At 45.8% G+C, this 24,552-nt stretch carries 24 protein-coding genes; 19 read left to right on the forward strand and 5 right to left on the reverse strand.

All coding sequences use genetic code 11. The features are described from left to right. Positions 1-13: 13 nt before the first annotated feature. The 3 genes from K0O23_RS05735 (at position 14) to K0O23_RS05745 (ending at position 3,598) form a co-directional block, all read left to right on the forward strand. Positions 14-418: a hypothetical protein gene (locus tag K0O23_RS05735; protein WP_219876432.1), complete on the forward strand. Its 405-nt coding sequence runs from the start codon at positions 14-16 to the stop codon at positions 416-418. Between the two features lie 187 nt (positions 419-605). After that, on the forward strand, positions 606-1,199 hold the full coding sequence (locus K0O23_RS05740) for a HupE/UreJ family protein (protein ID WP_219876433.1): 594 nt from the start codon (positions 606-608) through the stop codon (positions 1,197-1,199). 56 nt (positions 1,200-1,255) lie between these two features. Next, a complete protein-coding gene (locus K0O23_RS05745; protein WP_219876434.1) occupies positions 1,256-3,598 on the forward strand; it encodes a M1 family metallopeptidase in 2,343 nt (780 codons plus the stop codon). Positions 3,599-3,924: 326 nt separating this feature from the next. Here the strand turns inward: K0O23_RS05745 and K0O23_RS05750 are convergent, their stop codons facing one another. From K0O23_RS05750 to K0O23_RS05760, 3 genes are all read right to left on the reverse strand, one after another. Then, complete coding sequence (locus K0O23_RS05750) at positions 3,925-4,221, reverse strand: GIY-YIG nuclease family protein (RefSeq protein ID WP_219876435.1); 297 nt, start codon at positions 4,219-4,221, stop codon at positions 3,925-3,927. Positions 4,222-4,304: 83 nt separating this feature from the next. Next, on the reverse strand, positions 4,305-5,651 hold the full coding sequence (locus K0O23_RS05755) for an NAD(P)/FAD-dependent oxidoreductase (protein ID WP_219876436.1): 1,347 nt from the start codon (positions 5,649-5,651) through the stop codon (positions 4,305-4,307). 246 nt (positions 5,652-5,897) lie between these two features. Beyond that, positions 5,898-6,521 (reverse strand): carboxypeptidase-like regulatory domain-containing protein, encoded by a 624-nt coding sequence (locus tag K0O23_RS05760; protein WP_246596945.1) that lies wholly within the window; start codon positions 6,519-6,521, stop codon positions 5,898-5,900. A 116-nt stretch (positions 6,522-6,637) separates the two neighbouring features. Here K0O23_RS05760 and K0O23_RS05765 point away from each other — a divergent pair, with 116 nt between their 5' ends. Both K0O23_RS05765 and K0O23_RS05770 read left to right on the forward strand, forming a co-directional pair. Then, positions 6,638-7,024 carry an ArsR/SmtB family transcription factor gene (locus K0O23_RS05765; RefSeq protein ID WP_219876438.1) on the forward strand — a complete coding sequence of 129 codons (387 nt, stop codon included), beginning with the start codon at positions 6,638-6,640 and terminating at the stop codon, positions 7,022-7,024. Between the two features lie 141 nt (positions 7,025-7,165). Next, positions 7,166-7,867 (forward strand): YjjG family noncanonical pyrimidine nucleotidase, encoded by a 702-nt coding sequence (locus K0O23_RS05770; RefSeq protein ID WP_219876439.1) that lies wholly within the window; start codon positions 7,166-7,168, stop codon positions 7,865-7,867. A 122-nt stretch (positions 7,868-7,989) separates the two neighbouring features. Here the strand turns inward: K0O23_RS05770 and K0O23_RS05775 are convergent, their stop codons facing one another. Further along, on the reverse strand, positions 7,990-8,385 hold the full coding sequence (locus tag K0O23_RS05775) for a hypothetical protein (RefSeq protein ID WP_219876440.1): 396 nt from the start codon (positions 8,383-8,385) through the stop codon (positions 7,990-7,992). 191 nt (positions 8,386-8,576) lie between these two features. Between K0O23_RS05775 and pruA the strand changes: the two genes are divergently transcribed. The 11 genes from pruA to K0O23_RS05830 all read left to right on the forward strand — a co-directional run bounded on the left by pruA (position 8,577) and on the right by K0O23_RS05830 (position 18,980). Then, positions 8,577-10,211 (forward strand): L-glutamate gamma-semialdehyde dehydrogenase, encoded by a 1,635-nt coding sequence (pruA, locus tag K0O23_RS05780; protein WP_219876441.1) that lies wholly within the window; start codon positions 8,577-8,579, stop codon positions 10,209-10,211. Positions 10,212-10,662: 451 nt separating this feature from the next. Further along, positions 10,663-11,043: an NADH-quinone oxidoreductase subunit A gene (locus K0O23_RS05785; protein ID WP_219876442.1), complete on the forward strand. Its 381-nt coding sequence runs from the start codon at positions 10,663-10,665 to the stop codon at positions 11,041-11,043. Positions 11,044-11,125: 82 nt separating this feature from the next. Beyond that, a complete protein-coding gene (locus K0O23_RS05790; protein WP_219876443.1) occupies positions 11,126-11,677 on the forward strand; it encodes an NADH-quinone oxidoreductase subunit B in 552 nt (183 codons plus the stop codon). Positions 11,678-11,680: 3 nt separating this feature from the next. Next, complete coding sequence (locus K0O23_RS05795) at positions 11,681-12,187, forward strand: NADH-quinone oxidoreductase subunit C (protein ID WP_219876444.1); 507 nt, start codon at positions 11,681-11,683, stop codon at positions 12,185-12,187. A gap of 63 nt (positions 12,188-12,250) precedes the next feature. After that, entirely contained in the window at positions 12,251-13,495 is a 1,245-nt protein-coding gene (nuoD, locus tag K0O23_RS05800; protein WP_219876445.1) for an NADH dehydrogenase (quinone) subunit D, read from the forward strand. 54 nt (positions 13,496-13,549) lie between these two features. Next, a complete protein-coding gene (locus K0O23_RS05805; RefSeq protein WP_219876446.1) occupies positions 13,550-14,083 on the forward strand; it encodes an NADH-quinone oxidoreductase subunit NuoE family protein in 534 nt (177 codons plus the stop codon). Positions 14,084-14,253: 170 nt separating this feature from the next. Further along, positions 14,254-15,600 (forward strand): NADH-quinone oxidoreductase subunit NuoF, encoded by a 1,347-nt coding sequence (gene nuoF, locus K0O23_RS05810; protein WP_219876447.1) that lies wholly within the window; start codon positions 14,254-14,256, stop codon positions 15,598-15,600. A 208-nt stretch (positions 15,601-15,808) separates the two neighbouring features. Continuing rightward, complete coding sequence (locus K0O23_RS05815; RefSeq protein WP_219876448.1) at positions 15,809-16,789, forward strand: 2Fe-2S iron-sulfur cluster-binding protein; 981 nt, start codon at positions 15,809-15,811, stop codon at positions 16,787-16,789. 3 nt (positions 16,790-16,792) lie between these two features. Beyond that, positions 16,793-17,860, forward strand: coding sequence for an NADH-quinone oxidoreductase subunit NuoH (nuoH, locus tag K0O23_RS05820; protein WP_219876449.1), 1,068 nt, complete (start codon positions 16,793-16,795; stop codon positions 17,858-17,860). Between the two features lie 87 nt (positions 17,861-17,947). Further along, on the forward strand, positions 17,948-18,457 hold the full coding sequence (locus K0O23_RS05825; protein ID WP_246596946.1) for a NuoI/complex I 23 kDa subunit family protein: 510 nt from the start codon (positions 17,948-17,950) through the stop codon (positions 18,455-18,457). Between the two features lie 4 nt (positions 18,458-18,461). Next, positions 18,462-18,980 (forward strand): NADH-quinone oxidoreductase subunit J family protein, encoded by a 519-nt coding sequence (locus tag K0O23_RS05830; protein WP_219876450.1) that lies wholly within the window; start codon positions 18,462-18,464, stop codon positions 18,978-18,980. A 471-nt stretch (positions 18,981-19,451) separates the two neighbouring features. On the opposite strand, the gene K0O23_RS05835 is transcribed toward K0O23_RS05830, so the two are convergent. Then, a complete protein-coding gene (locus K0O23_RS05835) occupies positions 19,452-20,495 on the reverse strand; it encodes a DUF6929 family protein (RefSeq protein WP_219876451.1) in 1,044 nt (347 codons plus the stop codon). Positions 20,496-20,741: 246 nt separating this feature from the next. On the opposite strand from K0O23_RS05835, the gene nuoK reads away from it, so the two are divergent. The 3 genes from nuoK to K0O23_RS05850 are packed head-to-tail and all read left to right on the forward strand — an operon-like array spanning position 20,742 to position 24,542. Beyond that, positions 20,742-21,071 carry an NADH-quinone oxidoreductase subunit NuoK gene (gene nuoK, locus K0O23_RS05840; protein ID WP_219876452.1) on the forward strand — a complete coding sequence of 110 codons (330 nt, stop codon included), beginning with the start codon at positions 20,742-20,744 and terminating at the stop codon, positions 21,069-21,071. Between the two features lie 42 nt (positions 21,072-21,113). After that, the gene (nuoL, locus tag K0O23_RS05845) at positions 21,114-23,078 is read left to right on the forward strand and encodes an NADH-quinone oxidoreductase subunit L (RefSeq protein ID WP_246596947.1); all 1,965 of its coding nucleotides are present in this window, start codon (positions 21,114-21,116) and stop codon (positions 23,076-23,078) included. Between the two features lie 12 nt (positions 23,079-23,090). Further along, positions 23,091-24,542, forward strand: a complete 1,452-nt coding sequence (locus tag K0O23_RS05850) for a complex I subunit 4 family protein (RefSeq protein ID WP_219876453.1) — start codon at positions 23,091-23,093, stop codon at positions 24,540-24,542. The last annotated feature ends 10 nt before the right edge of the window (positions 24,543-24,552 follow it).

Consider the following 24,552-nt stretch of genomic DNA (forward strand, 5'->3'; position numbering starts at 1 on the left):
TAGTAAGCCGCCTATGAAAGCATACTTTATACTTTTCTCCCTGGCCTTATTTTATACTTTAGCCAGCTTTACCGCACCAAAGCAGGAAAACAATTACTCTATTATAGGCAGCTGGAAACTTACGGATATACAGTTTAATGCAGACGGAGCCACAGAACTGAAGACAGAAAAGCTTAACCCAACACTGGCACAGTCCAAAACAAGGTTTGTGTATGAAAGCACTGGGCAGTTCAAGCTTGTACTCAGCGAGGATGGCAGGGGGCTGCAGGGCGGCTACCACTACGACAGGCAAAACAATATTTTAAGTATAAAGTATGGCTCCCACACCGATACCGCGCTGGTAAGCTGGATAAATGCAGATAAGATGGTTCACATGACCAAGGACGGTAAAACGCGCATGGTTCTGGAACGCGAATAAGCTGCCACATCCAGCCACTAACTTACACACAACCAATATCATACTGCACACAAGTCATAATCCTACATAGAAATTTCAAAATAAAGCAAAAATACACTGCTTTTCCTGCTTCTTATGCTTGCTTAACAGTGTGCAAACACGTAATTTGCCACATTGCTATACTTGTAACCTAACGCAAACTAAGGCTGTGTCATCTGTTTTTACTTCGTACGCAACGCTGGGCTTTCACCATATTTTTAACCTGCAGGCCTATGACCACCTGTTGTTTCTGCTGGCGCTCTGTGCTATTTACACACTAAACGATTGGCGAAAGGTATTGGCACTTGTTACCAGCTTTACAATTGGACACTCTATAACCCTGGCGCTTTCTACATTTAATATCATTCGGTTCGATACAGCATTAATTGAGTTCCTGATTCCGGTAACCATACTTTTTACCTGCTTTACAAACTTCTTTAAACTGAAAGGCGCCGCTACAAAACAACGCACTGTACTTTCGTTTCATAACTTTTTGGCTGTTTGCTTTGGGCTGATACACGGCATGGGTTTCTCTAATTACCTGAAGTCTCTGCTGGGCCGCGGCTCTGATACCTGGCTGCAACTGCTTGCCTTTAACGTGGGCATTGAGCTCGGCCAGCTGCTTATTGTTTTGATCCTACTTGTAGTGGCATTTATACTCATGAATATTTTTAACGCCAAAAAACGCGACTGGATTATGGTGCTATCGAGTGCCGCAGCGGGTATTGCACTAATTCTGATGATAGAAACCAACATCTTTTAGCACTTATAACAATCTACTATACCTAACTAAATTAACCTTAAAGTATTCGCCCTCTGATGAAGAACTTTCTTACCGGCTTAGCTCTGATCGGATTACTTGCCGGCCCTGCTGTTGCGCAGGCCCAGGATAACACCGATAAATCTAAGTTTAAGCAGCTGCAGCAAGAGTTGCCAACACCAAACACTTACCGTACTGCCTCTGGCGCACCAGGCCATGAGTACTGGCAACAGCGCGCAGATTATACTATTAAAGTAGAGCTGGATGACAAAAACCAGTCTATAAAAGGCTCTGAAAGTATAACCTATACCAATAACTCTCCTGATGTGCTTACTTACCTGTGGGTGCAGCTAGACCAGAATATCTTTGAGCCAAACTCTGCCAGCAACCTTACCAAAACAGGTGAGCTAAAGCAGCAGATGTCGGTGCAGGCGGTAGAGTACCTTACACGCGAGAAGTTCGACGGAGGATTTAAGATTGAGCAGGTAAAAGACCGAAGCGGGAAAAACCTAAAATATACCATCAACAACACCATGATGCGTGTAGACCTGCCTTCGCCGCTAAAGCCAAAGCAGAGCTATACGTTCAGCATCGACTGGCATAACAACATCAACGACCAGAAAGCACTTGGCGGCCGCTCCGGCTACGAATACTTTCCGGAGGATGGCAACTACCTGTACGAAATGGCGCAATGGTTCCCGCGCATGGCCGTGTACGACGACGTGAACGGTTGGCAGCACAAGCAGTTTTTAGGCAGTGGTGAGTTTGCTCTACCTTTCGGAGACTATAAAGTAAGTATAACTGTACCAGCCGACCATGTGGTGGGTGCAACCGGTGAGCTCCAGAATGCTAGCCAGGTGTTATCTACGACCATGCAAAAGCGCTGGGCTGAGGCTATTAAAAGCGATAAGCCTGTTGTTATTGTAACCCAGGACGAAGCAGCTAATGCCGAGAAAAATCCTGTAAACAGTAAAAAGACCTGGGTGTATGCAGCCAAAAACGTGCGCGACTTTGCCTGGGCCAGTTCCCGTAAGTTTATCTGGGATGCTATGAACGTAAAAGTAGGCGGTAAAAACGTGCTGGCTATGTCATATTATCCAAAAGAGGCCAACCCACTGTGGGGGCAGTACTCAACAGAATCTGTGGCGCATACTTTAAAAGTATACTCTAAATATACCATTGATTATCCTTACCCGGTTGCTATTTCTGTACATGGCCCTGTAGGTGGCATGGAGTACCCAATGCTTTCGTTTAACGGTTACCGTCCTGAACCGGATGGCACTTACACTGACAGAATCAAATATGGTTTGATCTCTGTGATCATCCACGAAGTAGGCCATAACTTCTTCCCGATGATCATTAACTCCGATGAACGGCAGTGGACGTGGATGGATGAAGGCCTGAACACCTTTATGCAGTACCTTACGGAGCAGGAATGGGATAAGAACTACCCATCGCGCCGCGGTGAGCCTGCCAACATTGTAGAGTACATGAAAAGCGCTAAAAACACACAAGTGCCTATTATGACAAACTCAGAGTCGGTACTACAGTTTGGTAACAATGCCTATGGCAAGCCTGCTACAGCGCTTAATGTTCTCCGTGAAACAGTAATGGGCCGTGAACTCTTCGACTATGCTTTTAAAGAGTACTCTACCCGCTGGGCATTTAAGCACCCAATGCCTGCCGACTTCTTCCGTACCATGGAAGATGCCTCCGGCGTTGACCTGGACTGGTTCTGGAGAGGCTGGTTCTATACTACAGACCACACCGATATCTCTATCGAAAACGTGAAGTGGTATACTATCGACTCGCAGAATCCTGAGTTTGTAAACGCACAACTGCGTGAGCAACAAAACAAGGCACCAAAAACCCTATCGCAGCAGCGCAACCTGAAAGATATTCCTAAAACTAGGCTTGACGAAAGACCTGATCTAAAGGATTTTTATAACACTTACGACCCACTGGCAACCACAGAAGCTGACAAGCAGCGTTACCAGGCATTCCTGAAGAATCTGACACCAGCAGAGAAGAAAACCCTGGATTCCGGGCTAAACTTCTACGAGGTAAGCTTTAAGAATACTGGTGGTTTAGTAATGCCTTTGATCGTGCGTATGGAGTTTGAGGATGGCTCTGAGGAGATCGTGAATATACCAGCAGAGATCTGGCGCTACAACAACGAAAACATTACCAAAGTGTTTGTAACAGAAAAGCCAGTTGTGAATTTTGAACTGGACCCGTACCTGCAGACTGCCGATACGGAACTGTCTAATAACTACTTCCCGCGCCGCCTGGCACCGTCCCGCTTCGATATTTATAAGCAGCAGCAGCGCGAACAGCAAAACCCGATGCAACGTGAACGCTCTACCAGCCGAAACGGCATCAGGAACAATACCGGCCAATAAAACACAATCTCACCTTAAACACAAAATCCCTCAGGCGCTTCGCCTGAGGGATTTTTCTTTTACATGAAGTATAGCTCATTAACTGGTTTATACTTTGTAGCTGCTGCTTAACCTCCCTTCTACCAGGATCCCTTCTGGATGACAGGAGTGGGGCTGTTTGGTAAAACCCCGAGATATTAGTGTAGAGTAAACTTAAGAATGTAAAAAAGCCTACACTTGGCTTAGTGCCAATTATTAGCAATGAATACAATTTGCATATTGCTTACTCCCTCTTCTCCTGCCTGTCATCCTGAAAGGATCCTGGAGGAAGGGAGGTTAAGGCTAGATTAATCATCAACCTTTAAGAACTGTAAGTACGGATTGTCAATTTTTACCAACTCTATCTTCTGCTCCCGACTCAGCAGTTTCAATTCCTTCTCACGTTCTATAGCATGGTGTACCAAAGTATGGCGTTCGTAATACAGCAGTTTATAACAGAAATACCGTCCAGCAAAGGTTTCTGCCTTTCTTCGGTTTTCTTTATGCTGCTCCAGCCTTATACTTAAATCATTTGTAACACCAACGTAAAGCACCGTTTTACTTGGGTTAGTAGTAATGTAAACAAAGTAATTGTGGCTTTTCATAGTGCAAGCTTAACCTCCCTTTTACCAAAATCTTTACAAGATGACAGGGAGTGTTGCGACCAGAGAAATTAAGGCACCCCCTATCAATCGCCGCCATACTTATTAATGAAGTTCTGAGACACCCTGTCCCCCCTGCGTACGAAAGGCCTGATGATGAGGCGTGTACTGTTCTCATAGGTAAAAAACTTATAGATCCAGTTGCTGAGCACCACCAGTTTGTTACGGAATCCGATGAGGTACATAATGTGCACAAAAAGCCAGATAACCCAGGCAAAGAAGCCACCTAAGTGCATGTTATTTGGCAAGTCTGCCACAGCGCGGTTTCGACCGATAATGGCAAGCGAGCCTTTATCAAAATATTTAAACGGCTCTAGAGGTTGTTTCTCTACAATGCGCTTCAGGTTTTTTGCCAGAAGCTTACCTTGTTGTATAGCTGGCTGCGCTACGCCAGGGTGGCCTTTCGGGTATTCAGGTGATTTCATCATGGCCACATCGCCAATGGCAAATATGCTGTCGTAGCCCTTTACCTGGTTAAACTCGTTTACAAGGTAACGGCCGCGCTCTACACACTCTTCCGGTAAGCCCTCGATTACTGCACCAGATACGCCGGCAGCCCAAATAAGTGTGTTGGTCTTTATTTGCTCCCCGCCTTTTAAAATAACAGTTTCACCGTCGTAACCCTCTACCAGCGTGTTAAGCCTTACAATAATGTCCATCTCCTGCAGGTATTTTAACGTTTTCTCGCTAGCCTCCTGCGACATAGGCGGCAATACCCTGTCCATGCCCTCGATCAGGAAAATATTCATTTTAGAGAAATCTACGCCAGGATAGTCTGTAGGGAGAATGTGCTTCTTCATTTCGGCTAGTGCACCGGCTGTTTCCACGCCTGTAGGCCCGCCACCTACAATTACAAAGTTTAGCAGGCTCTGCTGCGTTTCCGGGTCAACGGTCATACTGGCTTGCTCAAAGCATTGCAGCAGCTGGCTGCGCAGGTTTAAAGCCTGTGGTATCTGCTTTAGCGGAAAGCCATACTTCTTTATCTGCTCGTTGCCGAAATAGTTTATTTTAGTACCAGTAGCAACCACCAGGAAATCAAATGGCAACTCGCCTACAATAGTCTCAACTGTTTTATTAAGGGGGTTAATGCCCGTTACCTTTACTAGCCTGAAATGAAAATCAGCATAGTCGTCGCTGCCAAACATTTTGCGAAGTGGCTCAGCAATAGAGTCAGGCTCAAGGCCAGCTGTTGCCACCTGGTATAGAAGCGGCCAGAAACCATGGTAGTTTTGCCTGTCGAGCATAACTACCTGAAAGTGCTTCTCAGAAATTTTCCTGGCGAGGTTAATTCCTCCGAATCCCCCTCCTATTATAACCACACGGGGTTTTGTAGTATCGGGTATATTGAGCGATAGCTTATCAGGTTTAAGCATAGTTTATTTTGTTTAAGATCGGTTATCAGCAGGTTTAGCTGCTGCTTTTGCGTGTATTTTTGATACACACCTCTTTCGCAAAATAACGCAGGGGGCTGCAGTAAGTTACTTTTATACCTGTTGTGATGCCTCAGGTGAGTAATTACATGTATAATTTTAACAGCAGCTGTACAAAACATACATGTGCCTTGACAGCTGGCTGGCTTAAACAGATAAAATCAAATGGATGGGATATTGTCAGAATGGTTAATTGCCGTTGCCTTTAAATATAGCGTTAAGCAGTGCCGGAATGGCAAAAGGACTGATGGTTGGGTACATTACCCGGTTCTGCTGTTGCTGCATCAGCTGTTGCTGCGAAACCCTGAAGTTGGCAGCTCCATCCATCGGGGTCGTTTTAAACAGCTCTTCAAGGCGTTCAGGATCCAGGTTACGCATAGCCATGGCACGGCCCTCGTCGGGCAGCCTGACATTGGCAACGGCCTCTCTGAAATCCCGCTCTGTTGGCCACGGAAAAACATCTACAGTAGGAAGCTCGGTGGGGTCTTCCTGCATTTGCATGATAACAGAATAGCTTTCGCTGCTGTAGGTTTTAGGGATGATGAGGTACTGCTTTTTATAGCCAAGGGCACTAAACATAACACTATCGCCGGCCACTACAGGCACTGAGAAAAAGCCAAACTCATTGGACTGTGTGCCGCGTGTGGTGCCGGGTACATACACACTTACACCCGCTACACCATACAGGCTATCGCCGGTGGCCACAAACCCTGAAAATTGTACTACACGCTTTTTGCTCTGCGCAGCAGCTTGCTCCGGCATTGCCGCAAAAAGCAAAAGCAGGAATACGATAGCTCCTAAAGCTTTTTTCAAATACCTGCTGTGCTTAACGTTATCGTGTATCCCTGAAATCATTTCGTACAATAATATGATTTATTATTTTATAATAGCAGCTTTTGCCTAATTTTGTTTCCGACCCTACTGTAACCATGAGGCTTAAACACTTCAGTATATCCTTTGGCGAACAGATTCTGAAGGCTCTGGCAGACGAATCGCGCATCCGCATCCTCAACCTGATTTTGCGCAATAAAGAACTGTGCACTTCGGACCTGGAGCAAGTGCTCGACTTTACCCAGACAAAAACATCCCGACACCTTGCTTACCTGCGTAATGCCAGTCTGGTAACCTCGCGTAAGATAGACCAATGGGTATTTTACACGATCAAAGACGAAGCCGCTGATTTTGCGACCCAGATATTTAATTACCTCGAACGTGACGCTGTACTTCAAAAAGACCAGGAGACTTACGAAATATTGTATTCTAACCGTGAACTAGCCATCAACAAACTTCAGGCCCGCCGTTGGGTGGCCCCTTAATTTAGGGCCGATGCTATAACTATTAAACCTTTGTTTTATTGTAAGGTTTAATTCAAGGCGTAACTACATTCTTCAGCTTAACCGCAACATAGGTGCTTTAGGTTCGTTCTGGAGATTTCCCTTTACTTTATTTTATTCTGCATGAAAACATACCAACACATACTCTTCGACCTGGATCATACCCTTTGGGACTTTGAGAAAAACTCCGAAGAGACTATTTATACTTTGTACGAGCAGTTTGAACTGGCTGGCTTTGGCAAGTTCGACAGCACTTCATTTTACAGAAAGTATAAGTTTGTAAACACTTTGATGTGGGACCTCTACAACAAAGGCAAGATAAACCAACAAGAACTACGTGAAAACCGCTTTAAGAAAACCCTGATGGGCCTGGGCCTGGAGGAGCACGAGGTACCGGCCGGCATTTCAAAAGCATACACAGACCTCTGCCCTACTAAAAAAGCAGTATTCCCGCATACGTATGAGGTGCTACAGTACCTGCAGCCAAAGTATAACCTGCACATTATCACCAACGGGTTTAAAGAGGTACAGCTCATTAAAATGGCCTCGTCGGAGCTTCACGGCTATTTTAAAGAGATAGTAACATCTGAGTGCTGTGGCTACAAAAAACCGGACCGCCGTATGTTCGAGCATCTGTTGGACCGTATTGAGGTAAAGCCGGAAAACTGCCTGATGATCGGTGATAACTTTGAGTGTGACATTGAAGGCGCCATGTCCTGCGGCATAGACCAGGTATACTTTAACCCGGAAGGAGTGCTCAGCAAAAAACGACCAAAGCCTACTTACGAGATTATGTGCCTCAGCGAGTTAAAAAATATACTATAGTATAATTACCCTTCAAGGTTTAAGAGTTGAGAATTTAGCTTCCTTGAAAACCGATCACACAAGTATAAGCTATTGGCAAGCAAAGCCGGAAGCAAGTGTATTTGATGTTAAAGTAAAGCGGTTCATGTTTTATTGTTTGTTTTTTCCTGCAACTCTCTGAACTCATTTTGCACTGCCTTTATTTTAGCTCTGTCACTTACACTCATTATCCTGTACAGAGATTCGCTTTTTCTAGTCAGGCGATACATGACAGCCTGGGCATTTTCCCAATCCGTCTCTGTCCAGTTGCTGTACCTGGCCCTTACATTTTGCATAAATATAGCGTGAGCATGGCTTATATTAGAGGTTGTAATTGCTCTGATATCATGATATGGCCCTAGTAGCTTCCGCTGCATCCGCATCACATCTTTTTCTTCCTGTACAATCGCAGTCGTAGCAATCTGCAAAAGCTTGGTTGGATATAAAGCAGCCTTTTCAACCTGAACAAAGAACAGGATCACAGTTACAGCAAACGTCATAGTATATACAGCCATTATACTTTTCCTCTTAAAGAGTTTACGCATTCCCCATATTAACAGCCAAGAACTATGTCCTCTAAAGTCTGAAGCGGCCTTTCTTATTCATAAATCAAATAATAAGCCTTACCTTTGTTTAGATGTCTCCCATGGAGCATTAAAACCTCATCTTTAAATCTGTAACTATAAAACAAATGGCAACCGGATTTTTTAAAGTACCAACTCCCATTAATGAACCTGTTAAATCCTACGCACCGGGCTCTCCGGAACGCGAAGAATTACAGCGTACCTACAAAGAACTTAAGTCGAAAGGGATCGATGTACCAATGTACATTGGCGGCGACAAAGTATATACTGATAACAAGAAGCCTTTAGTGCAGCCACACGACCACAAGCACATTCTGGGTAATTTTAGCGAAGGCGATGCGTCACACGTGGAACAGGCTATTAATGCTGCTTTAGCTGCGCGTGAAGCATGGGCTGCCATGGGCTGGGAGCATCGTGCTTCTATCTTCCTAAAGGCAGCCGAGTTGCTTGCCGGACCATGGAGAGCACGCTTAAATGCTGCCACTATGCTGGGGCAATCTAAAAACGCTTATCAGGCCGAGATCGATTCTGCCTGCGAGCTTATCGACTTCCTGCGCTTTAATGTGCAGTACATGACGGAGATCTATCACATGCAGCCGGAGTCATCGCCGGGCATCTGGAACCGCATGGAGCACCGTCCTCTGGAAGGTTTTGTGTTTGCGCTTACGCCATTCAACTTTACAGCCATTGCCGGTAACCTGCCATCTTCTGTGGCGATGATGGGTAACGTAGTAGTTTGGAAACCTGCCAATACTCAAATTTATGCAGCCCAGATGATCATGGAGTTGTTCCGTGAGGCTGGTTTACCTGATGGTGTTATCAACCTTGTTTATGTAGACGGCCCAACGGCTGGAGACGTGATCTTCAATCACTCCGATTTTGCCGGTATTCACTTTACAGGTAGCACAGGCGTTTTCCAGCACATCTGGAAAACTATCGGCACAAACATCCACAAGTATAAATCATACCCACGCATTGTTGGCGAAACCGGCGGTAAAGACTTTATACTTGCCCACCGTTCTGCTGATGCGAAGGCACTGGCTGTAGCTATCTCGCGTGGCGCATTTGAGTACCAGGGTCAGAAATGCTCTGCTGCTTCGCGCGCTTACATCCCTAGCAATCTTTGGGAAGAGGTTAAAGGCTACGTGGTTGAGGACCTTAAATCTTTCAAAATGGGTGCTCCGGAAGACTTCAGCAACTTTATCAATGCTGTTATCGACGAAAAGTCTTTTGATAAAATCGCAAAGTATATCGACAATGCCAAGGCAAGCAACGAAGTAGAGATCATCGCTGGTGGTAACTACGACAAGTCTAAGGGTTATTTTATAGAACCAACGGTATTGCTATCGCATAACCCGCAGTATGTCACCATGTGCGAAGAGATCTTCGGGCCGGTTATCACCATTTATGTGTATGATGAGAATAACTTCGAGGATACAGTAGAGCTTGTAAACTCAACATCTCCGTACGCGCTGACAGGTGCCATCTTTAGCCAGGACCGTTACATGGTAGAGTACGCAACCAAAAAACTGGACCAGGCGGCTGGCAACTTCTACATAAATGATAAGCCGACAGGCGCCGTAGTTGGCCAGCAGCCGTTTGGTGGTGCACGCGCCTCAGGTACTAACGATAAGGCTGGCTCTATGCTTAACCTGTTGCGTTGGGTATCGGCTCGTTCCATCAAAGAAACATTTAACCCACCGGTTGATTACCGTTACCCGTTCTTAGGCGAGAATAAATAACCTAATCAGGTTTTAAAGTATAAATCCCCTGCCGGCTTAATCACTGGCAGGGGATTTTCTTTTACTAAAATCATCAAAAAGGAGTATTCCATATGCCATGCCTTTTGACTTACTTTACAGGTGATTTAGCGCTACAAACAAGGCAAACTTAACAGCAACACCTTGTCCATACTTCTCTTACAAAGCTATGCCCCAACGTAGCAGAGTAGCCGTAACTGTACGCATAAAGACACCCGTACTATAACCCAACCCTTTACCTGAAAGCCATACTTGCCTGAAGTATGGCTTTTTCTTTTGGCTCCTCACTGGCCAAACCGGAAACTGCTGTTACTTTTTCAGTAACAGCACAAAAGTGCAAACTTAACCTCTATTTACACTATAGTTATCCTTTTGATTAATGGCTATTTATACCTAATTTTGCTCCCAAATTTGTAGAAACGATTACGTAGTTATGGAACCAACTGTAAATCAGTATGTACCGTCGGATTACCTGCCAATAATTATTCAGTTTGCGGCTGCACTCGGGTTTGTGATTTTTGCACTTGTGCTTACCCATTTATTAGGTCCTAAGCGCAAAAGTGATGTAAAGGGAGCTGCCTGGGAAAGTGGTATTGAGTCTGTGGGTGATGCGCGTACGCCTATCTCCTACAAATACTTTATGACAGCTATACTTTTTGTGCTGTTTGATGTGGAGATCATCTTCATGTACCCGTGGGCAGTGAACTTCCGTGAGTTTGGTTTAGATGGCTTCCTGCAGATGTTCGTGTTCATGGGCATGCTTCTTGCAGGCTTCTTCTACGTCATCAAAAAGGGAATCCTTAAATGGGAGTAGCCTACTAAACTTTTCACCAGGCTTCTGTGTTTCTCTTATCGGTGCAATTGCACCAAATTAAGACACAAGCAACCATATTGAAATGAGCGAAAATAAAGATATAAACTTAGTAGAGGCACCTGAAGGCATTTCTGGTGCAGGTTTCTTTGCCACCTCGTTTGAGAAAGTAATTGGACTGGCCCGTAAGCATTCGCTTTGGCCTTTACCGTTTGCCACCTCTTGCTGTGGTATCGAGTACATGGCTACCATGGGCTCTAATTACGATATTTCCCGCTTTGGCTCGGAGCGTCCAAGCTTTTCGCCACGCCAGGCCGATATCCTGATGGTAATGGGCACTATCGCCAAGAAAATGGGCCCTGTTGTAAAGCAAGTATACGAGCAGATGGCGGAGCCACGCTGGGTAATCGCTGTTGGAGCATGTGCTTCATCAGGTGGCATATTTGATTCTTATTCTGTATTGCAAGGCATTGACCGTGTGATACCGGTAGACGTGTATGTACCAGGCTGCCCTCCGCGCCCTGAGCAGATCTTAGATGGTTTGATGCGTGTGCAGGACCTGGCAGCCAACGAATCGCTGCGCCGCCGCAACTCTCCGGAATACCAGGAGCTTTTAGCCTCTTATAACATTAAATAAGCAATGGAGCTTACGAACGAAAACGTACTCGGCAAGATCATAAGCGAGTTTGGAGAAGAGAACATCTGGGATGCATTGAACCCGGATGGCATCATGACCATTACCACCAACCGCGAAACGATTCATGAGCTGATCAAATACCTGCGTGACGACAAGGAACTGCAGATCAGTTTCCTGACTACCATGTGCGGTATCCACTTCCCGGACCACAAAGACAAGGAAATGTGCATGATGTACCAACTGCACAGCCTGCGCCATAATTACCGCATCCGTATTAAGGTGTTTATGCCTGCTTCGGACCCGGTGATGCCAACCATGACAGACCTTTACGCCACAGCCAACTGGATGGAGCGTGAGGCTTTTGATTTTTATGGCTTCATCTTTACCGGGCACCCGAACCTGACGCGCATCCTGAACATTGAGGAGATGGAATACCACCCGATGCTGAAACAGTATCCGCTGGAAGACCAGACAAGGGAAGATAAAATCAACACATTTTTCGGACGATAAGCCGGTTATGCTGTTTATACTTTGGCTTTTAAAGTATGGTAGCAAACGACAAAAAAGAATATAATGGCTACTGAAAATAAGAAAGTAGAGCTTACCGACCTGGAGCAGTTCCGTTTAGACCACGGACTTGCCCTGACAGAAGAGCCACAATTAACCACGCTTAACCTGGGCCCAACACACCCGGCTACGCATGGTATTTTCCAGAATATCCTTCAGATGGACGGTGAAAAGATCATGGACGCTGTGCCAACGATCGGTTATATTCACCGTGCCTTCGAGAAAATAGCAGAACGCAGACCATTTTATCAGATCACGCCGCTGACTGACCGCATGAACTACTGCTCATCCCCTATCAACAACATGGGGTATCATATGACGGTAGAGAAACTGTTAGGCATCGAGATTCCGAAGCGCGCGCAGTACATCCGTGTGATCATGATGGAACTAGCCCGTATTTCGGATCACCTGATCTGTAACTCGATCCTGGGTGTGGACTCTGGTGCCTTTACCGGCTTCCTGTACGTGATGCAGGAGCGTGAGCACATATATGATATTTACGAAGAAGTATGCGGTGCCCGTTTAACAACGAACATGGGACGTATCGGCGGCATGGAGCGTGACCTTTCGCCAAAGGCATTGCACCTGATCGACGAGTTCCTGAAGCGCTTCCCGAAAGTATGGGCAGAGTTTGAGAAAATGCTTACCCGTAACCGTATCTTCATCGACAGAACCACAGATGTAGGTGCAATTTCTGCAGAGCGTGCCCTTAGCTACGGCTTTACCGGCCCTAACCTGCGTGCAGCTGGTGTTGACTACGATGTGCGTGTAATGAACCCATACTCTTCTTATGAGGACTTTGAGTTTGAAATTCCGGTAGGCTCTAAAGGCGATACATATGACCGCTTCCTGGTGCGTAACGAGGAAGTATGGCAAAGCTTGAAGATCATTGAGCAGGCATACAAAAACCTACCTGAAGGTTCTTACCACGCTGATGCGCCACATTATTACCTGCCTCCGAAGCAGGAGGTATACCGCAACATGGAAGCCCTGATCTATCACTTTAAAATTGTGATGGGTGAGATTGACGCTCCGGTTGGCGAGGTATACCACAGCGTAGAGGGTGGCAACGGCGAGTTGGGTTTTTACCTGATCTCTGACGGTGGCCGTACGCCATACAGACTACACTTCCGCAGACCATGCTTTATTTACTACCAGGCTTATACAGAGATGATCAAAGGCGGCCAGCTGGCTGACGCGATCCTGACGCTGAGTAGCCTGAACGTAATCGCTGGCGAGCTGGACGCTTAATTAGAATTATCAATTACCATTTAACATTGGCCGCTGGCCAGTGACAATTAAAAAATGGCAGAGACTATAAACGAAGTAAAGTTTTCTGATGCGGCCATGGCCGAAATTCAGCGTTACATCAGCCACTACCCGGAAGGACGCCAAAAGTCTGCCCTGCTGCCTATCCTGCACATTGCGCAGGCGGAGTTCGGCGGCTGGGTTAGCCCTGAGGTAATGGACAAGGTTGCTGAGATACTGAACATCAAGCCGATCGAAGTATACGAGGTGGCTACTTTCTATACTATGTTCAACCTGAAGCCGGTTGGCAAGCATGTACTGGAAGTATGCCGTACAGGCCCTTGCTGCTTGCGTGGAGCCGATCAGATGATCGACATGATCAAGCAGAAGCTGAACATTGAAGAAGGCGAAACAACAGCGGACGGTATGTTTACCCTGAAGCCAGTAGAGTGCCTTGCTTCATGCGGTTCTGGTCCGATGCTGCAGGTGCGCGAGTTATACTACGAGAATATCGATTCAGAAGAAAAGCTGGATCAGTTCCTGGAGATGATGCGCAACAAAGAGCACGAAACTCCAACCTGGGCTAAGTAATTTCCTAGACCTTGTGACAAAAGACTACTTGACAAAAGACTACTTGACAAAAGACTTTATACTTACATTATCTCTTTTGTCCTTTGTCAAAAATTCCTTTGTCAGTAACTAATTAAGTATAATCAGGCGGAAGCCGGTAAAGCAACTGCCAAGCTATATATCCTGCTAAAATGGGAATTAAAATATTAACCGAACATATTAACGTACCAGGCATCGAGACGCTGGAGGTATATCGTAAGCATGGCGGCTACAAATCTGTAGAGAAAGCCCTGAAAACGATGTCTCCGGATGAAGTGGTTGAAGAGGTAAAAACATCAGGCCTGCGTGGTCGTGGTGGTGCCGGTTTCCCTACTGGTATGAAATGGAGCTTCCTGGCTAAGCCGGAAGGAGTTCCGCGTTACCTGGTGTGCAACGCCGACGAATCGGAGCCGGGCACTTTCAAGGACCGTTGGTTCATGGAGAAAAATCCGCACGCTTTAGTTGAAGGCATGATCACTTCCAGCTACGCGCTGGGTGCCAATACTTCTTATATCTATATCCGTGGCGAATTGTTGTTCGTGCTTCGCATTCTGGAGAAAGCTATCGCTGAGGCGTATGCTGCCGGATTGCTGGGCAAAAACATACTTGGCTCAGGTTACGACCTGGACCTGCACGTTGCTCCGGGTGGTGGTGCTTATATCTGCGGTGAGGAAACTGCTCTGTTAGAGTCACTGGAAGGTAAGCGTGGTAACCCACGTAATAAGCCTCCTTTCCCGGCAGTTAAAGGTCTCTATGCCTCTCCTACTGTGGTAAACAACGTGGAAACTATCGCTTCTGTGCCCTGGATAGTGAACAATACCGGTGCAGAGTATGCTAAAGTTGGTATAGGCCGAAGCACAGGTACAAAACTGATCTCTGCCAGCGGTAACATCAATAACCCAGGCGTATTCGAGATTGAGTTAGGCGTTCCGGTTGAGGAGTTCATCTACTCTGACCAGTACTGCGGCGGTGTCTGGAAAGGTAAGCAACTAAAGGCAGTAGTGCCGGGAGGTTCTTCTGTTCCGATTCTGCCAGCCAACCTTATACTTAAAACAGCAGCCGGCGAAGATCGCCTTATGACTTATGAATCTTTGTCAGACGGTGGTTTTGTGAGCGGCTCTATGCTGGGTTCAGGTGCCTTTATCGTGTTCGATGAAGACCAATGCATCGTGCGTAACACGTGGAACTATGCCCGCTTCTATCACCATGAGTCATGTGGCCAGTGTAGCCCTTGCCGTGAAGGTACAGGCTGGATGGAGAAAGTCTTGCACCGCATCGAATACGGTCACGGACATCAACAGGACATCGATCTTTTGGTAAGCGTTGCGAAGCAGATCGAGGGTAACACCATTTGCCCACTTGGCGATGCAGCTGCATGGCCGGTAGCAAGTGCCGTACGCCACTTCCGCGACGAGTTTGAGTGGCACATCAAGCATCCGAAAGAGGCAACTGCTCCGGGTGCAGTGTACAGAGGTCAGCTTGCTGAGATTACAGCTTAAATTAGATATAAGACAAAGGACAATAGATTTTCAGAGGCATTACTATCATTCTGGAAGAAACTAGGTCGAAGGGAGGTTAAGCTTCCGCAACTCGCAAACAAGATCCTTTCAGGATGACAAATTGGGAGTTTGAATTAAAAAGTATAGCATAAATCGTTTGAGTTCTTCGCGATCAACGAAAAACGAAAAACGAACAACGATAATAAAGATGGTTAAAATAACTTTCGACGGCATCGAGGTAGAGGTAGAAGAAGGAACTACCATACTGCAGGCTGCTAGAAAAATTGGTGGCAATGTGGTGCCACCTGCCATGTGCTTTTATACGCCACTTAAAGGCAGTGGCGGTAAGTGCCGTGTGTGCCTTGTTAAGGTAGCACAGGGCTCAGCCAAAGACCCACGCCCTATGCCAAAGCTGGTTGCTTCGTGTATAACACAGGTACAGGACGGCATGGTGGTAGAAAATACAACTAACGAAGATGTACTTAACGCCAGAAAAGGTATCGTAGAGATGCTGCTCATCAACCACCCGCTGGATTGCCCTGTGTGCGACCAGGCCGGTGAGTGCGACCTGCAGAACCTGTCTTACGAGCATGGCGTGAGCGCAACCCGTTACGAAGAAGAGCGCCGTACCTTCAATAAAGTAGACCTGGGTCCATACATCCAGCTGCACATGACGCGCTGCATCCTGTGCTACCGTTGCGTGTATACAGCAGATCAGATTTCTGAAAATCGTGTGCACGGCGTATTGGGACGAGGCGATGCTGCTGAGATCGGTACTTACATCGAGAACGTGATAGACAATGAGTTCTCTGGTAACGTGATCGATGTATGCCCTGTAGGTGCGCTTACAGACAAAACATGGCGCTTTAAGAACCGTGTGTGGTTTACAAAGCCAATGGATGCGCACCGCGACTGCCCTACCTGCTCTGGTAAAGTGACGCTTTGGACTCGTGGCGAAGAAGTTCTGAGAGTAACAGCTCGTAAAGATCAGTATGCTGAAGTAGAGGAGTTTATCTGCAACACCTGCCGCTTTGATAAGAAAGAGGTAAAAGACTGGACAATCGAAGGCCCTCGTCACATAGACAGAGGTTCCGTTATCTCAGCAAACCATTATGAGTTGCCTGTAGTTAACGTTCCGATTGTACCTAACTTGCCAGTATCTACTAAGAAAAACCTTCCACAGGAATAAACCATGGAGTCTGTAGACCTAATTTACAAAGCGATTTACATTTTGGCGATATTCGGCGTCACCCTGCTGATAGCGACTTATTCAACATACTTTGAGCGTAAAATAGCTGCCTTTATCCAGGATCGCGTTGGACCGAACCGTGCAGGTCCGCTTGGTTTATTGCAGCCATTGGCCGATGCCGGTAAACTTTTCTTTAAAGAAGATTTCATACCTGCCAAGTCAAACAAAGCGCTGTTTATCATTGGTCCGGGCATAGCCATGCTGGTTGCAGCTATGTCGAGTGCGGTTATCCCATTCGGAGATACCCTTATCATTGGCGGCCATGAGATCTTCTTACAGGCTATTGAAGTAAACATTGGTGTGCTTTACATCTTTGGTGTAGTATCGCTTGGTGTTTATGGTCTGATGATCGGTGGTTGGGCATCTAACAACAAATTCTCACTGCTTGGTGCAATCCGTGCGGCTTCACAGAACATTAGTTACGAACTAGCTATGGGCCTTTCGCTGATCGCAGTACTGATGCTGAGCGGCTCTTTGTCGCTGCGTGTAATTGCCGAACAGCAGGCCGGATTTAACTGGAACATCTGGTACCAGCCGCTTGGCTTCCTGATCTTCCTGATTTGTGCCTTTGCCGAAACGAACCGTACGCCATTCGACTTACCTGAATCTGAGGCCGAGCTTATTGGCGGTTACCACACAGAGTATGGCTCTATGAAATTAGGCATGTACTTGTTTGCAGAGTATATCAACATCTTTGTGGCATCAGCTGTTATGGCTACACTATACTTTGGCGCTTACAACTTCCCATTTATGCTGGAGTTAGAAACCTGGTTGGTAGATGCAACTGAAAGTGCTATAACTGCAAATAACATTGTAACACTGATCGGTACGGCGGTAATGTTTGCAAAGATATTCCTGTTCATCTTCTTCTTTATGTGGGTACGCTGGACGCTTCCGCGCTTCCGCTACGATCAACTGATGAAGCTAGGCTGGCAAATACTTATTCCGCTTGCAATACTTAACATCCTGTTAACAGGTGGCGGTATTCTGCTGAAAGACTATTTATTTTAAACTATAGTACCGAAATTTGAATGTTGCTGGCGGGTATCCTGTTAAAAGTATAAAGCAGCCAAAACAACACTCATAATCGAAATAGAGATGAAACCACTATCAAATAGAAGCAAGAAAGTGCAAAAGAGGGAAATGTCTTTTTCTGAAAAGGCATACCTTCCTGCTATTGCACAGGGTCTTGGAATAACATTAAAGCACTTCTTCAGGAAAAAAGCTACGGTACAATACCCGGAACAAACCCGTGAAAGAAGCGATGTATGGCGTGGCCTGCACGTGCTTAAGCGCGATGAAAACGGCGCTGAGCGTTGTACTGCCTGTGGTTTATGCGCGGTGGCTTGTCCTGCCGAGGCTATTACCATGACAGCCGGTGAGCGTAAGGCCGGTGAAGAGCATTTGTATCGCGAAGAAAAGTATGCAGTAACCTACGAGGTAAACATGCTGCGTTGCATTTTCTGCGGACTTTGCGAAGAGGCCTGCCCGAAAGCGGCTATTTTCCTGCAAGACGATAAAATTGCGCCGGCACGTTACGAGCGCGACGAATTTATTTACGGCAAAGACCGTTTGGTTGAGCCCCTGAAAACTACAGAAACGAAATAACCCGATGACAGAGAATCTGTTCTATTTCCTGACTTCGCTTACGCTGCTTTGTGCACTGATGGTAGTAATATCAAAGAACCCGGTACACAGCGTACTTTTCCTGATCATTACGTTCTTTACTATCTCCGGCCATTACATTCTGCTTAATGCGCAATTCCTGGCAGCGGTTAACATCATTGTGTATGCAGGTGCTATCATGGTGTTGTTCCTGTTCGTGATCATGTTCCTGAACCTGGGCAAAGGCGCTGAAAAGGGCGTAAAGACATCAACGTTGAGCAAGATAGCTGGTACCGTAGCCGGAGGATTGCTTTTTACAGTAATGATTGCTGCTTTGAAAGATGTAGAAATAGCCGGCTATAATCCGGAAACTTACAACTCTCAGATAGGTATGGTTGAGAACCTGGGCAAAGTTTTGTTCACAGAATACCTGCTGCCTTTTGAGTTAGCCTCTGTGCTGTTCCTGGTTGCCATGGTTGGTGCTGTGATGTTAGGTAAGCGAGAAACCGGAGAACAGCACTTCTAATAAGAAGTTTCGATTATTAAATATAGAAAGCGTGCTGCAGCAATGTAGCACGCTTTTTTTATGACCGGTGATTAAAGACCACAGATTAAGTGTATTAAAGGGATTTTTCTGCAATACCCGGTCCAACCACCCCTGCCCCTCAGAGCTGTGCTCGCTAGTTTCGAACTCCCGTTCTCACTAGTCCAAGGAGGGGACCTTTTACTTACTTTTTCTTATGTCATCACAATTGAAACAGACTACTCTATTTTGTCATCCTGTAAGGATCTTGGCAGAAGGGAGGTTAAGCAGCAGCTACAGAGTATAATTCCTGCTTTGTAGGGACAGGTCGCGACCTGTCTGAGGAATGTCCATAGCAATGAAACCTATATTTTAACTAAAGTAAAAGCAGAATTTCGCCGACATGGAAGAATGTGCAGGGGTGGTTTAAATGGTATTGGGGGAAAACATTCTAATCTATTTAAATCCCCTTAATCACCGGTCCATTTTAAGCTCCACCTCAATCAACTCAGAACTTCCCTGATCATCATCAGTTACGACAACCACTTTATACTTTTTATCTTTTTGCGTTTCAGTAACAACCAACGACTCAGCTTTTACTTTGTAAGTACTTCCATCAGCATTCAATATTTGCGTACTTGGCACAGCTAGTGGGTTTGCTGCGTTCATGGCATAAGGCAATGCCAATAAATCTATTACACCAATAAAGCTACCCAGCACTTCCCCGTCGTCGATGGCATTGGGAGTGTCTTCCACAGAGGCTGTCACAAATAATTTATCACCTAAGATATAAGCACCAGAAAAACCAGCATTGTTATTACCGATGGCAGGTAGGTTAAAGTAATAAACTGCAGCAACTGGCAGATCGCCGTTACGCATCAGGAAATCTTTAAAATCATCCGCATTAAATCGAAACAGCACATTTGTATTACTTCCGGAGGGCCTTTGCAACAAATAAGCATAAGTGTTATCTATAGCGATTCCTTCCAAATTTAATATACCCTCCTGCTCTATTTTAAGAATCTGCTTCAAGAAAGTATAAAAGCGGGTAAAGTCAACTTCCTGTACTTTCATTTTATCAGACAGGTTAACCAGGTAACCTTTGTTTCTAGACTGGCTCGCACCGGACCCAAGCAAAAGCAGCATTTCGTCGCGGCCATAGGTAAAATGAGCCATACCTTCCAAGTCAGGCTTTTCAGACTTAGGTATGCGTCCGCCCTTAAAGCTTGAGGTATCGAAAAGAGTATACTTCTGAACCAGTTCATACTTGTTGTTCAACTGATATAAGAAAGGAGAATCATCGCTTAAAACATAGTAGTTCTCTTGCACATGTTCCATACCAGATGCTGATGGTATTTGCTTAATATCATGCTTGTTAAGTATAGCAGATTCTAATTTTATACTTTTCATACGAGATAGTGCTGGTGGCTCTGTTGTAGCAGTAACAGGCTCGTTAGATTTACAGGCCGACAAGAACGTTATCGCAAAAGCAATGCAAAACAGATATTTATATAGCATAGTCACCAGGAGTGATAGTTTAACTAAGCTACGCAAACAGCAGGCAAAAGTATAAACATGTATGCCTATAAGCAGTTTAGCTAAGTATAAATCCGGCACCAGTAGCTATGTAAAATTGAACAAAAACAATAAAGCTATAACCAGAAGAAGTATGGAAATAAGTTATGGATTTTACAAAAATGGGGGTAACTTTGCGACTCAATTTTGGACAGTAATTTAACAGTAATACGTTCAGTCCCATACAAGATGAACCAAATACCTGAGGTAATCAGAACCATTCCGTTAGAGTATTATTTGTTCTTTAGCGCCGCCCTTTTCTCTATCGGCGTGATCGGAGTGCTAACCCGCCGCAATGCCATTATAATTTTTATGTGCGTTGAATTGATGCTTAACGCTGTGAACCTGCTTTTAACGGCTCTTGCTTCTTATAGAGGCGATGCCAGCGCACAGGTTTTCGTGTTCTTTATTATGGCAGTGGCAGCAGCAGAAGTATGCGTTGGTCTGGCCATTATCGTGATGACGTACCGCAACATCCGCTCTACCGATGTGCAATTGCTGAATTACCTGAAGTGGTAACAGCCTCTAAATAACTCTGAATTAGCTTAAACACATACACAGATGCAAGAAATTGTAATGCCGCTTAACAACCAGGGAATGGCACTACTTTGTCTGCTGGTTCCGATACTGCCCCTGTTGGGCTTTATTCTGAACGGCCTGGGCAACCGCAAACTGGCAAAAGGCTTGGTAAGTATGATCGGGTGTGGCACCGTACTGGCGTCGTTCCTTATCTCTATCTACCTTTTCCTTGATTTTACCGCCAATGGCAGCCGCGCTTATATGGTGGATTACTACAACTGGATCTCGGCTGGCGATATGCAGATTGGTTTCTCTTTCATGATTGACCAACTCACGCTGCTGATGATGCTGATGGTAACAGGTATCGGTTTCTTTATCCACCTGTACTCTGCCGGTTACATGAGCCACGATGAGAACTTCGGTAAGTTCTTCTCTTTCATCAACCTGTTCATGTTCTCGATGTTACTGCTTGTAATGGGCTCTAACTACGTGATGATGTTCGTGGGTTGGGAAGGTGTTGGTCTTTGCTCTTACCTGCTGATCGGATTCTGGAACAAGAACACCAACTATAACAATGCCGCCAAGAAAGCTTTCGTGATGAACCGAATCGGTGACTTAGGCTTCCTGCTGGGCATCTTCCTGATCTTTATCACATTCGGTTCGGTTAGCTATCCGCAGGTTTTCGCTGAGGCTGCCCGTTACACAGGAGGTATAGATTCTAACATTATGATTGCCATTACCCTGCTGCTGTTTGTTGGTGCTATGGGTAAGAGTGCTCAGCTTCCGTTGTTTACTTGGTTACCGGATGCGATGGCGGGTCCTACCCCTGTTTCTGCCCTGATCCACGCGGCAACCATGGTTACGGCTGGTATTTACATGGTACTTCGTTCGAATGTGCTGTACGTACTGGCTCCTACTTCACTTGAGATTATCGCTATTATTGGTGTGGCTACAGCTGTATTAGCTGCCACTATCGGTCTGGCGCAGAATGATATTAAAAAGGTGCTGGCCTACTCTACTGTTTCGCAGTTGGGTTACATGTTCCTGGCACTTGGTGTGATGGCGTTTTCTTCGTCTATCTTTCACGTACTTACGCATGCTTTCTTTAAGGCGCTGCTGTTCTTAGGTGCCGGTTCGGTTATCCACGCCATGAGCAACGAGCAGGATATCCGTAACATGGGTGGCCTGCGCAAATACCTGCCAATAACCTTTATCACCTTCCTGATTGGTACGCTTGCCATTGCCGGTATACCTCCGTTTGCCGGTTTCTTCTCTAAAGATGAGTTGCTGGCGCACGTATGGGAGCACAATAAAGTACTGTGGGGATTAGGTATGTTAGCCTCTTTCATGACGTCCTTCTACATGTTCCGTTTGGTATTCCTGACTTTCTTCGGAACGTTCAGAGGAACGGAGTCACAGAGAAGTCACCTGCATGAGTCACCAATGTCTATGACAATACCGCTTATCGTGCTGGCTATACCTTCTACGATAGGTGGTTTCCTTGGCATTCCGGCTGTGTTTGGCGAGAATATGCACGTGCTGCAAAACTACCTGGCTCCTATTTATGGCTATGCCCAGGTAGCTAACGCCGCCGCCGTTGCACCAATTCACATAGATCATGCTACGGAGTGGATGCTAATGGGTATTTCAGTGGCAGTGGCAGTAATTGCCGCCACCATTGCTTATGTAATGTATGTAAGCAAGAAAACGGTTCCTGTGGCCGAAGGCTCTAAGCTTTCTCCTATCCATAACCTGATCTATAACAAATACTACATCGACGAACTGTACGACACTGTTATTGTGCGTCCGGTTATGTGGATGTCATCTGCTTTCCACCGCTTCCTGGATGTGCTTGTGGTAGATGGTATCGTGAATGGCTTTGGCAAGTTTGTGATGCAGAGTGGTCGCTCAATGCGCTATGCACAAAGCGGAGCCATAGGGTTTTATATTATGGTAATGGTGTTCAGCATCGTTCTGATTCTATTTTTAAACTTCTTTATCGGATAAGGTTCTAAGAAGATGATTACAGCTATATTACTTTTCTGGCCTGCCTTAGCTGCACTGTTGGTGTTGCTAATAAAAGGACAAGGTGCCAAGAAAGTGGCTTTTGGAGCAGCGCTTGTAGAATTTGCGCTGTCACTTTTCGCTCTCTCTGGATTTAACACTGAAAACGGCGGTACACAACTAGCTCTTAACTTCCCCTGGATAGAGAGCGCAGGTATCAGCTTCAGCATTGGTATGGATGGTATTAGCCTTCTGATGGTGCTGCTTACTACGTTCCTGGTTCCGTTGATCGTGCTTTCTTCTTTCAAACACGATTACAAGAACCCGAACGTTTTCTACGCCCTTATACTTTTCATGCAAACAGGCTTGATTGGTGTGTTCGTGGCCATGGATGCGTTCCTATTCTACTTTATGTGGGAAGTGGCGCTGATTCCGATATACTTTATCGCAGCTGTTTGGGGTGGCGAGAATAGAATCAGAGTTACGTTCAAGTTCTTTGTATACACTATTTTCGGTTCGCTTTTCATGCTGGCTGCTTTTGTATACTTATACTTACAGACACCGGGTACCCATACTTCCAATGTTAATGCATTTTACCAGCTGGCACTTAATAGCGGGCAGCAGAGCTGGATCTTCTGGTTTCTGTTTATTGCCTTTGCCATTAAAATGCCGGTGTTCCCGTTCCATACCTGGCAGCCGGATACCTATACAGAGTCGCCTACGCAGGCTACGATGTTGCTTTCTGGTATCATGCTGAAAATGGGTATTTACGGCGTGATTCGTTGGTTACTACCGGTTGTACCGATGGGCGTTAGCCAGTGGGCTGACCTGGTGCTTATACTTTCGATTATTGGTATAGTGTACGGATCAATCATTGCCATTCGCCAGCGCGACCTCAAGCGTTTGATCGCTTACTCTTCTATTGCTCACGTTGGCCTGATCGCTGCCGGTATCTTTACCCTGAACGAGCAAGGTTTACAAGGTGGTGTTATCCAGATGCTGAGCCACGGTATCAACGTAGTTGGCCTGTTCTTTATCATTGACATCATTTTTAGACGCACCAACACCAGAGAAATCACGAGCCTTGGCGGTATTACGCAAAATGCAAAAGGGCTTTCGATTTTCTTCATGATCCTGTTGCTAGGCTCTGTAGCCCTGCCGCTTACAAATGGCTTTGTGGGTGAGTTCCTGTTGCTGGCTGGTGTGTTCCAGTTTAATTACATTTATGGCGCAGTAGCCGGCTTAACCATTATACTTGGTGCGGTATATATGCTGCGCATGTTCCAGGGTGTGATGTTCGGCACAAAATCTGAAGCTACTGAAAGCTTCACAGACCTTACGTTGAACGAAAAAGCTGTACTGATTCCACTGGTGATCATGGTGTTCTGGATCGGTTTGTTCCCGAATACGTTCCTGAGCATTTCGGAGCCAGCTGTAATGAACCTGCTGACGATCATTAAACGATAACAGCAGCTTA

This window comes from Pontibacter aydingkolensis (genome assembly GCF_019443125.1).
Classification (GTDB): domain Bacteria; phylum Bacteroidota; class Bacteroidia; order Cytophagales; family Hymenobacteraceae; genus Pontibacter; species Pontibacter aydingkolensis.

Excerpts from the sequence above, each read along its gene's own strand:
- K0O23_RS05735 (WP_219876432.1), top strand. The coding sequence starts at position 14 with ATGAAAGCATACTTTATACTTTTCTCCCTGGCCTTATTTTATACTTTA.
- K0O23_RS05745 (WP_219876434.1), top strand. The coding sequence starts at position 1,256 with ATGAAGAACTTTCTTACCGGCTTAGCTCTGATCGGATTACTTGCCGGC.
- K0O23_RS05750 (WP_219876435.1), bottom strand. The coding sequence starts at position 4,221 with ATGAAAAGCCACAATTACTTTGTTTACATTACTACTAACCCAAGTAAA.
- K0O23_RS05755 (WP_219876436.1), bottom strand. The coding sequence starts at position 5,651 with ATGCTTAAACCTGATAAGCTATCGCTCAATATACCCGATACTACAAAA.
- K0O23_RS05765 (WP_219876438.1), top strand. The coding sequence starts at position 6,638 with ATGAGGCTTAAACACTTCAGTATATCCTTTGGCGAACAGATTCTGAAG.
- K0O23_RS05770 (WP_219876439.1), top strand. The coding sequence starts at position 7,166 with ATGAAAACATACCAACACATACTCTTCGACCTGGATCATACCCTTTGG.
- K0O23_RS05775 (WP_219876440.1), bottom strand. The coding sequence starts at position 8,385 with ATGACGTTTGCTGTAACTGTGATCCTGTTCTTTGTTCAGGTTGAAAAG.
- pruA (WP_219876441.1), top strand. The coding sequence starts at position 8,577 with ATGGCAACCGGATTTTTTAAAGTACCAACTCCCATTAATGAACCTGTT.
- K0O23_RS05785 (WP_219876442.1), top strand. The coding sequence starts at position 10,663 with ATGGAACCAACTGTAAATCAGTATGTACCGTCGGATTACCTGCCAATA.
- K0O23_RS05790 (WP_219876443.1), top strand. The coding sequence starts at position 11,126 with ATGAGCGAAAATAAAGATATAAACTTAGTAGAGGCACCTGAAGGCATT.
- K0O23_RS05795 (WP_219876444.1), top strand. The coding sequence starts at position 11,681 with ATGGAGCTTACGAACGAAAACGTACTCGGCAAGATCATAAGCGAGTTT.
- nuoD (WP_219876445.1), top strand. The coding sequence starts at position 12,251 with ATGGCTACTGAAAATAAGAAAGTAGAGCTTACCGACCTGGAGCAGTTC.
- K0O23_RS05805 (WP_219876446.1), top strand. The coding sequence starts at position 13,550 with ATGGCAGAGACTATAAACGAAGTAAAGTTTTCTGATGCGGCCATGGCC.
- nuoF (WP_219876447.1), top strand. The coding sequence starts at position 14,254 with ATGGGAATTAAAATATTAACCGAACATATTAACGTACCAGGCATCGAG.
- K0O23_RS05815 (WP_219876448.1), top strand. The coding sequence starts at position 15,809 with ATGGTTAAAATAACTTTCGACGGCATCGAGGTAGAGGTAGAAGAAGGA.
- nuoH (WP_219876449.1), top strand. The coding sequence starts at position 16,793 with ATGGAGTCTGTAGACCTAATTTACAAAGCGATTTACATTTTGGCGATA.
- K0O23_RS05825 (WP_246596946.1), top strand. The coding sequence starts at position 17,948 with ATGAAACCACTATCAAATAGAAGCAAGAAAGTGCAAAAGAGGGAAATG.
- K0O23_RS05830 (WP_219876450.1), top strand. The coding sequence starts at position 18,462 with ATGACAGAGAATCTGTTCTATTTCCTGACTTCGCTTACGCTGCTTTGT.
- K0O23_RS05835 (WP_219876451.1), bottom strand. The coding sequence starts at position 20,495 with ATGCTATATAAATATCTGTTTTGCATTGCTTTTGCGATAACGTTCTTG.
- nuoK (WP_219876452.1), top strand. The coding sequence starts at position 20,742 with ATGAACCAAATACCTGAGGTAATCAGAACCATTCCGTTAGAGTATTAT.
- nuoL (WP_246596947.1), top strand. The coding sequence starts at position 21,114 with ATGCAAGAAATTGTAATGCCGCTTAACAACCAGGGAATGGCACTACTT.
- K0O23_RS05850 (WP_219876453.1), top strand. The coding sequence starts at position 23,091 with ATGATTACAGCTATATTACTTTTCTGGCCTGCCTTAGCTGCACTGTTG.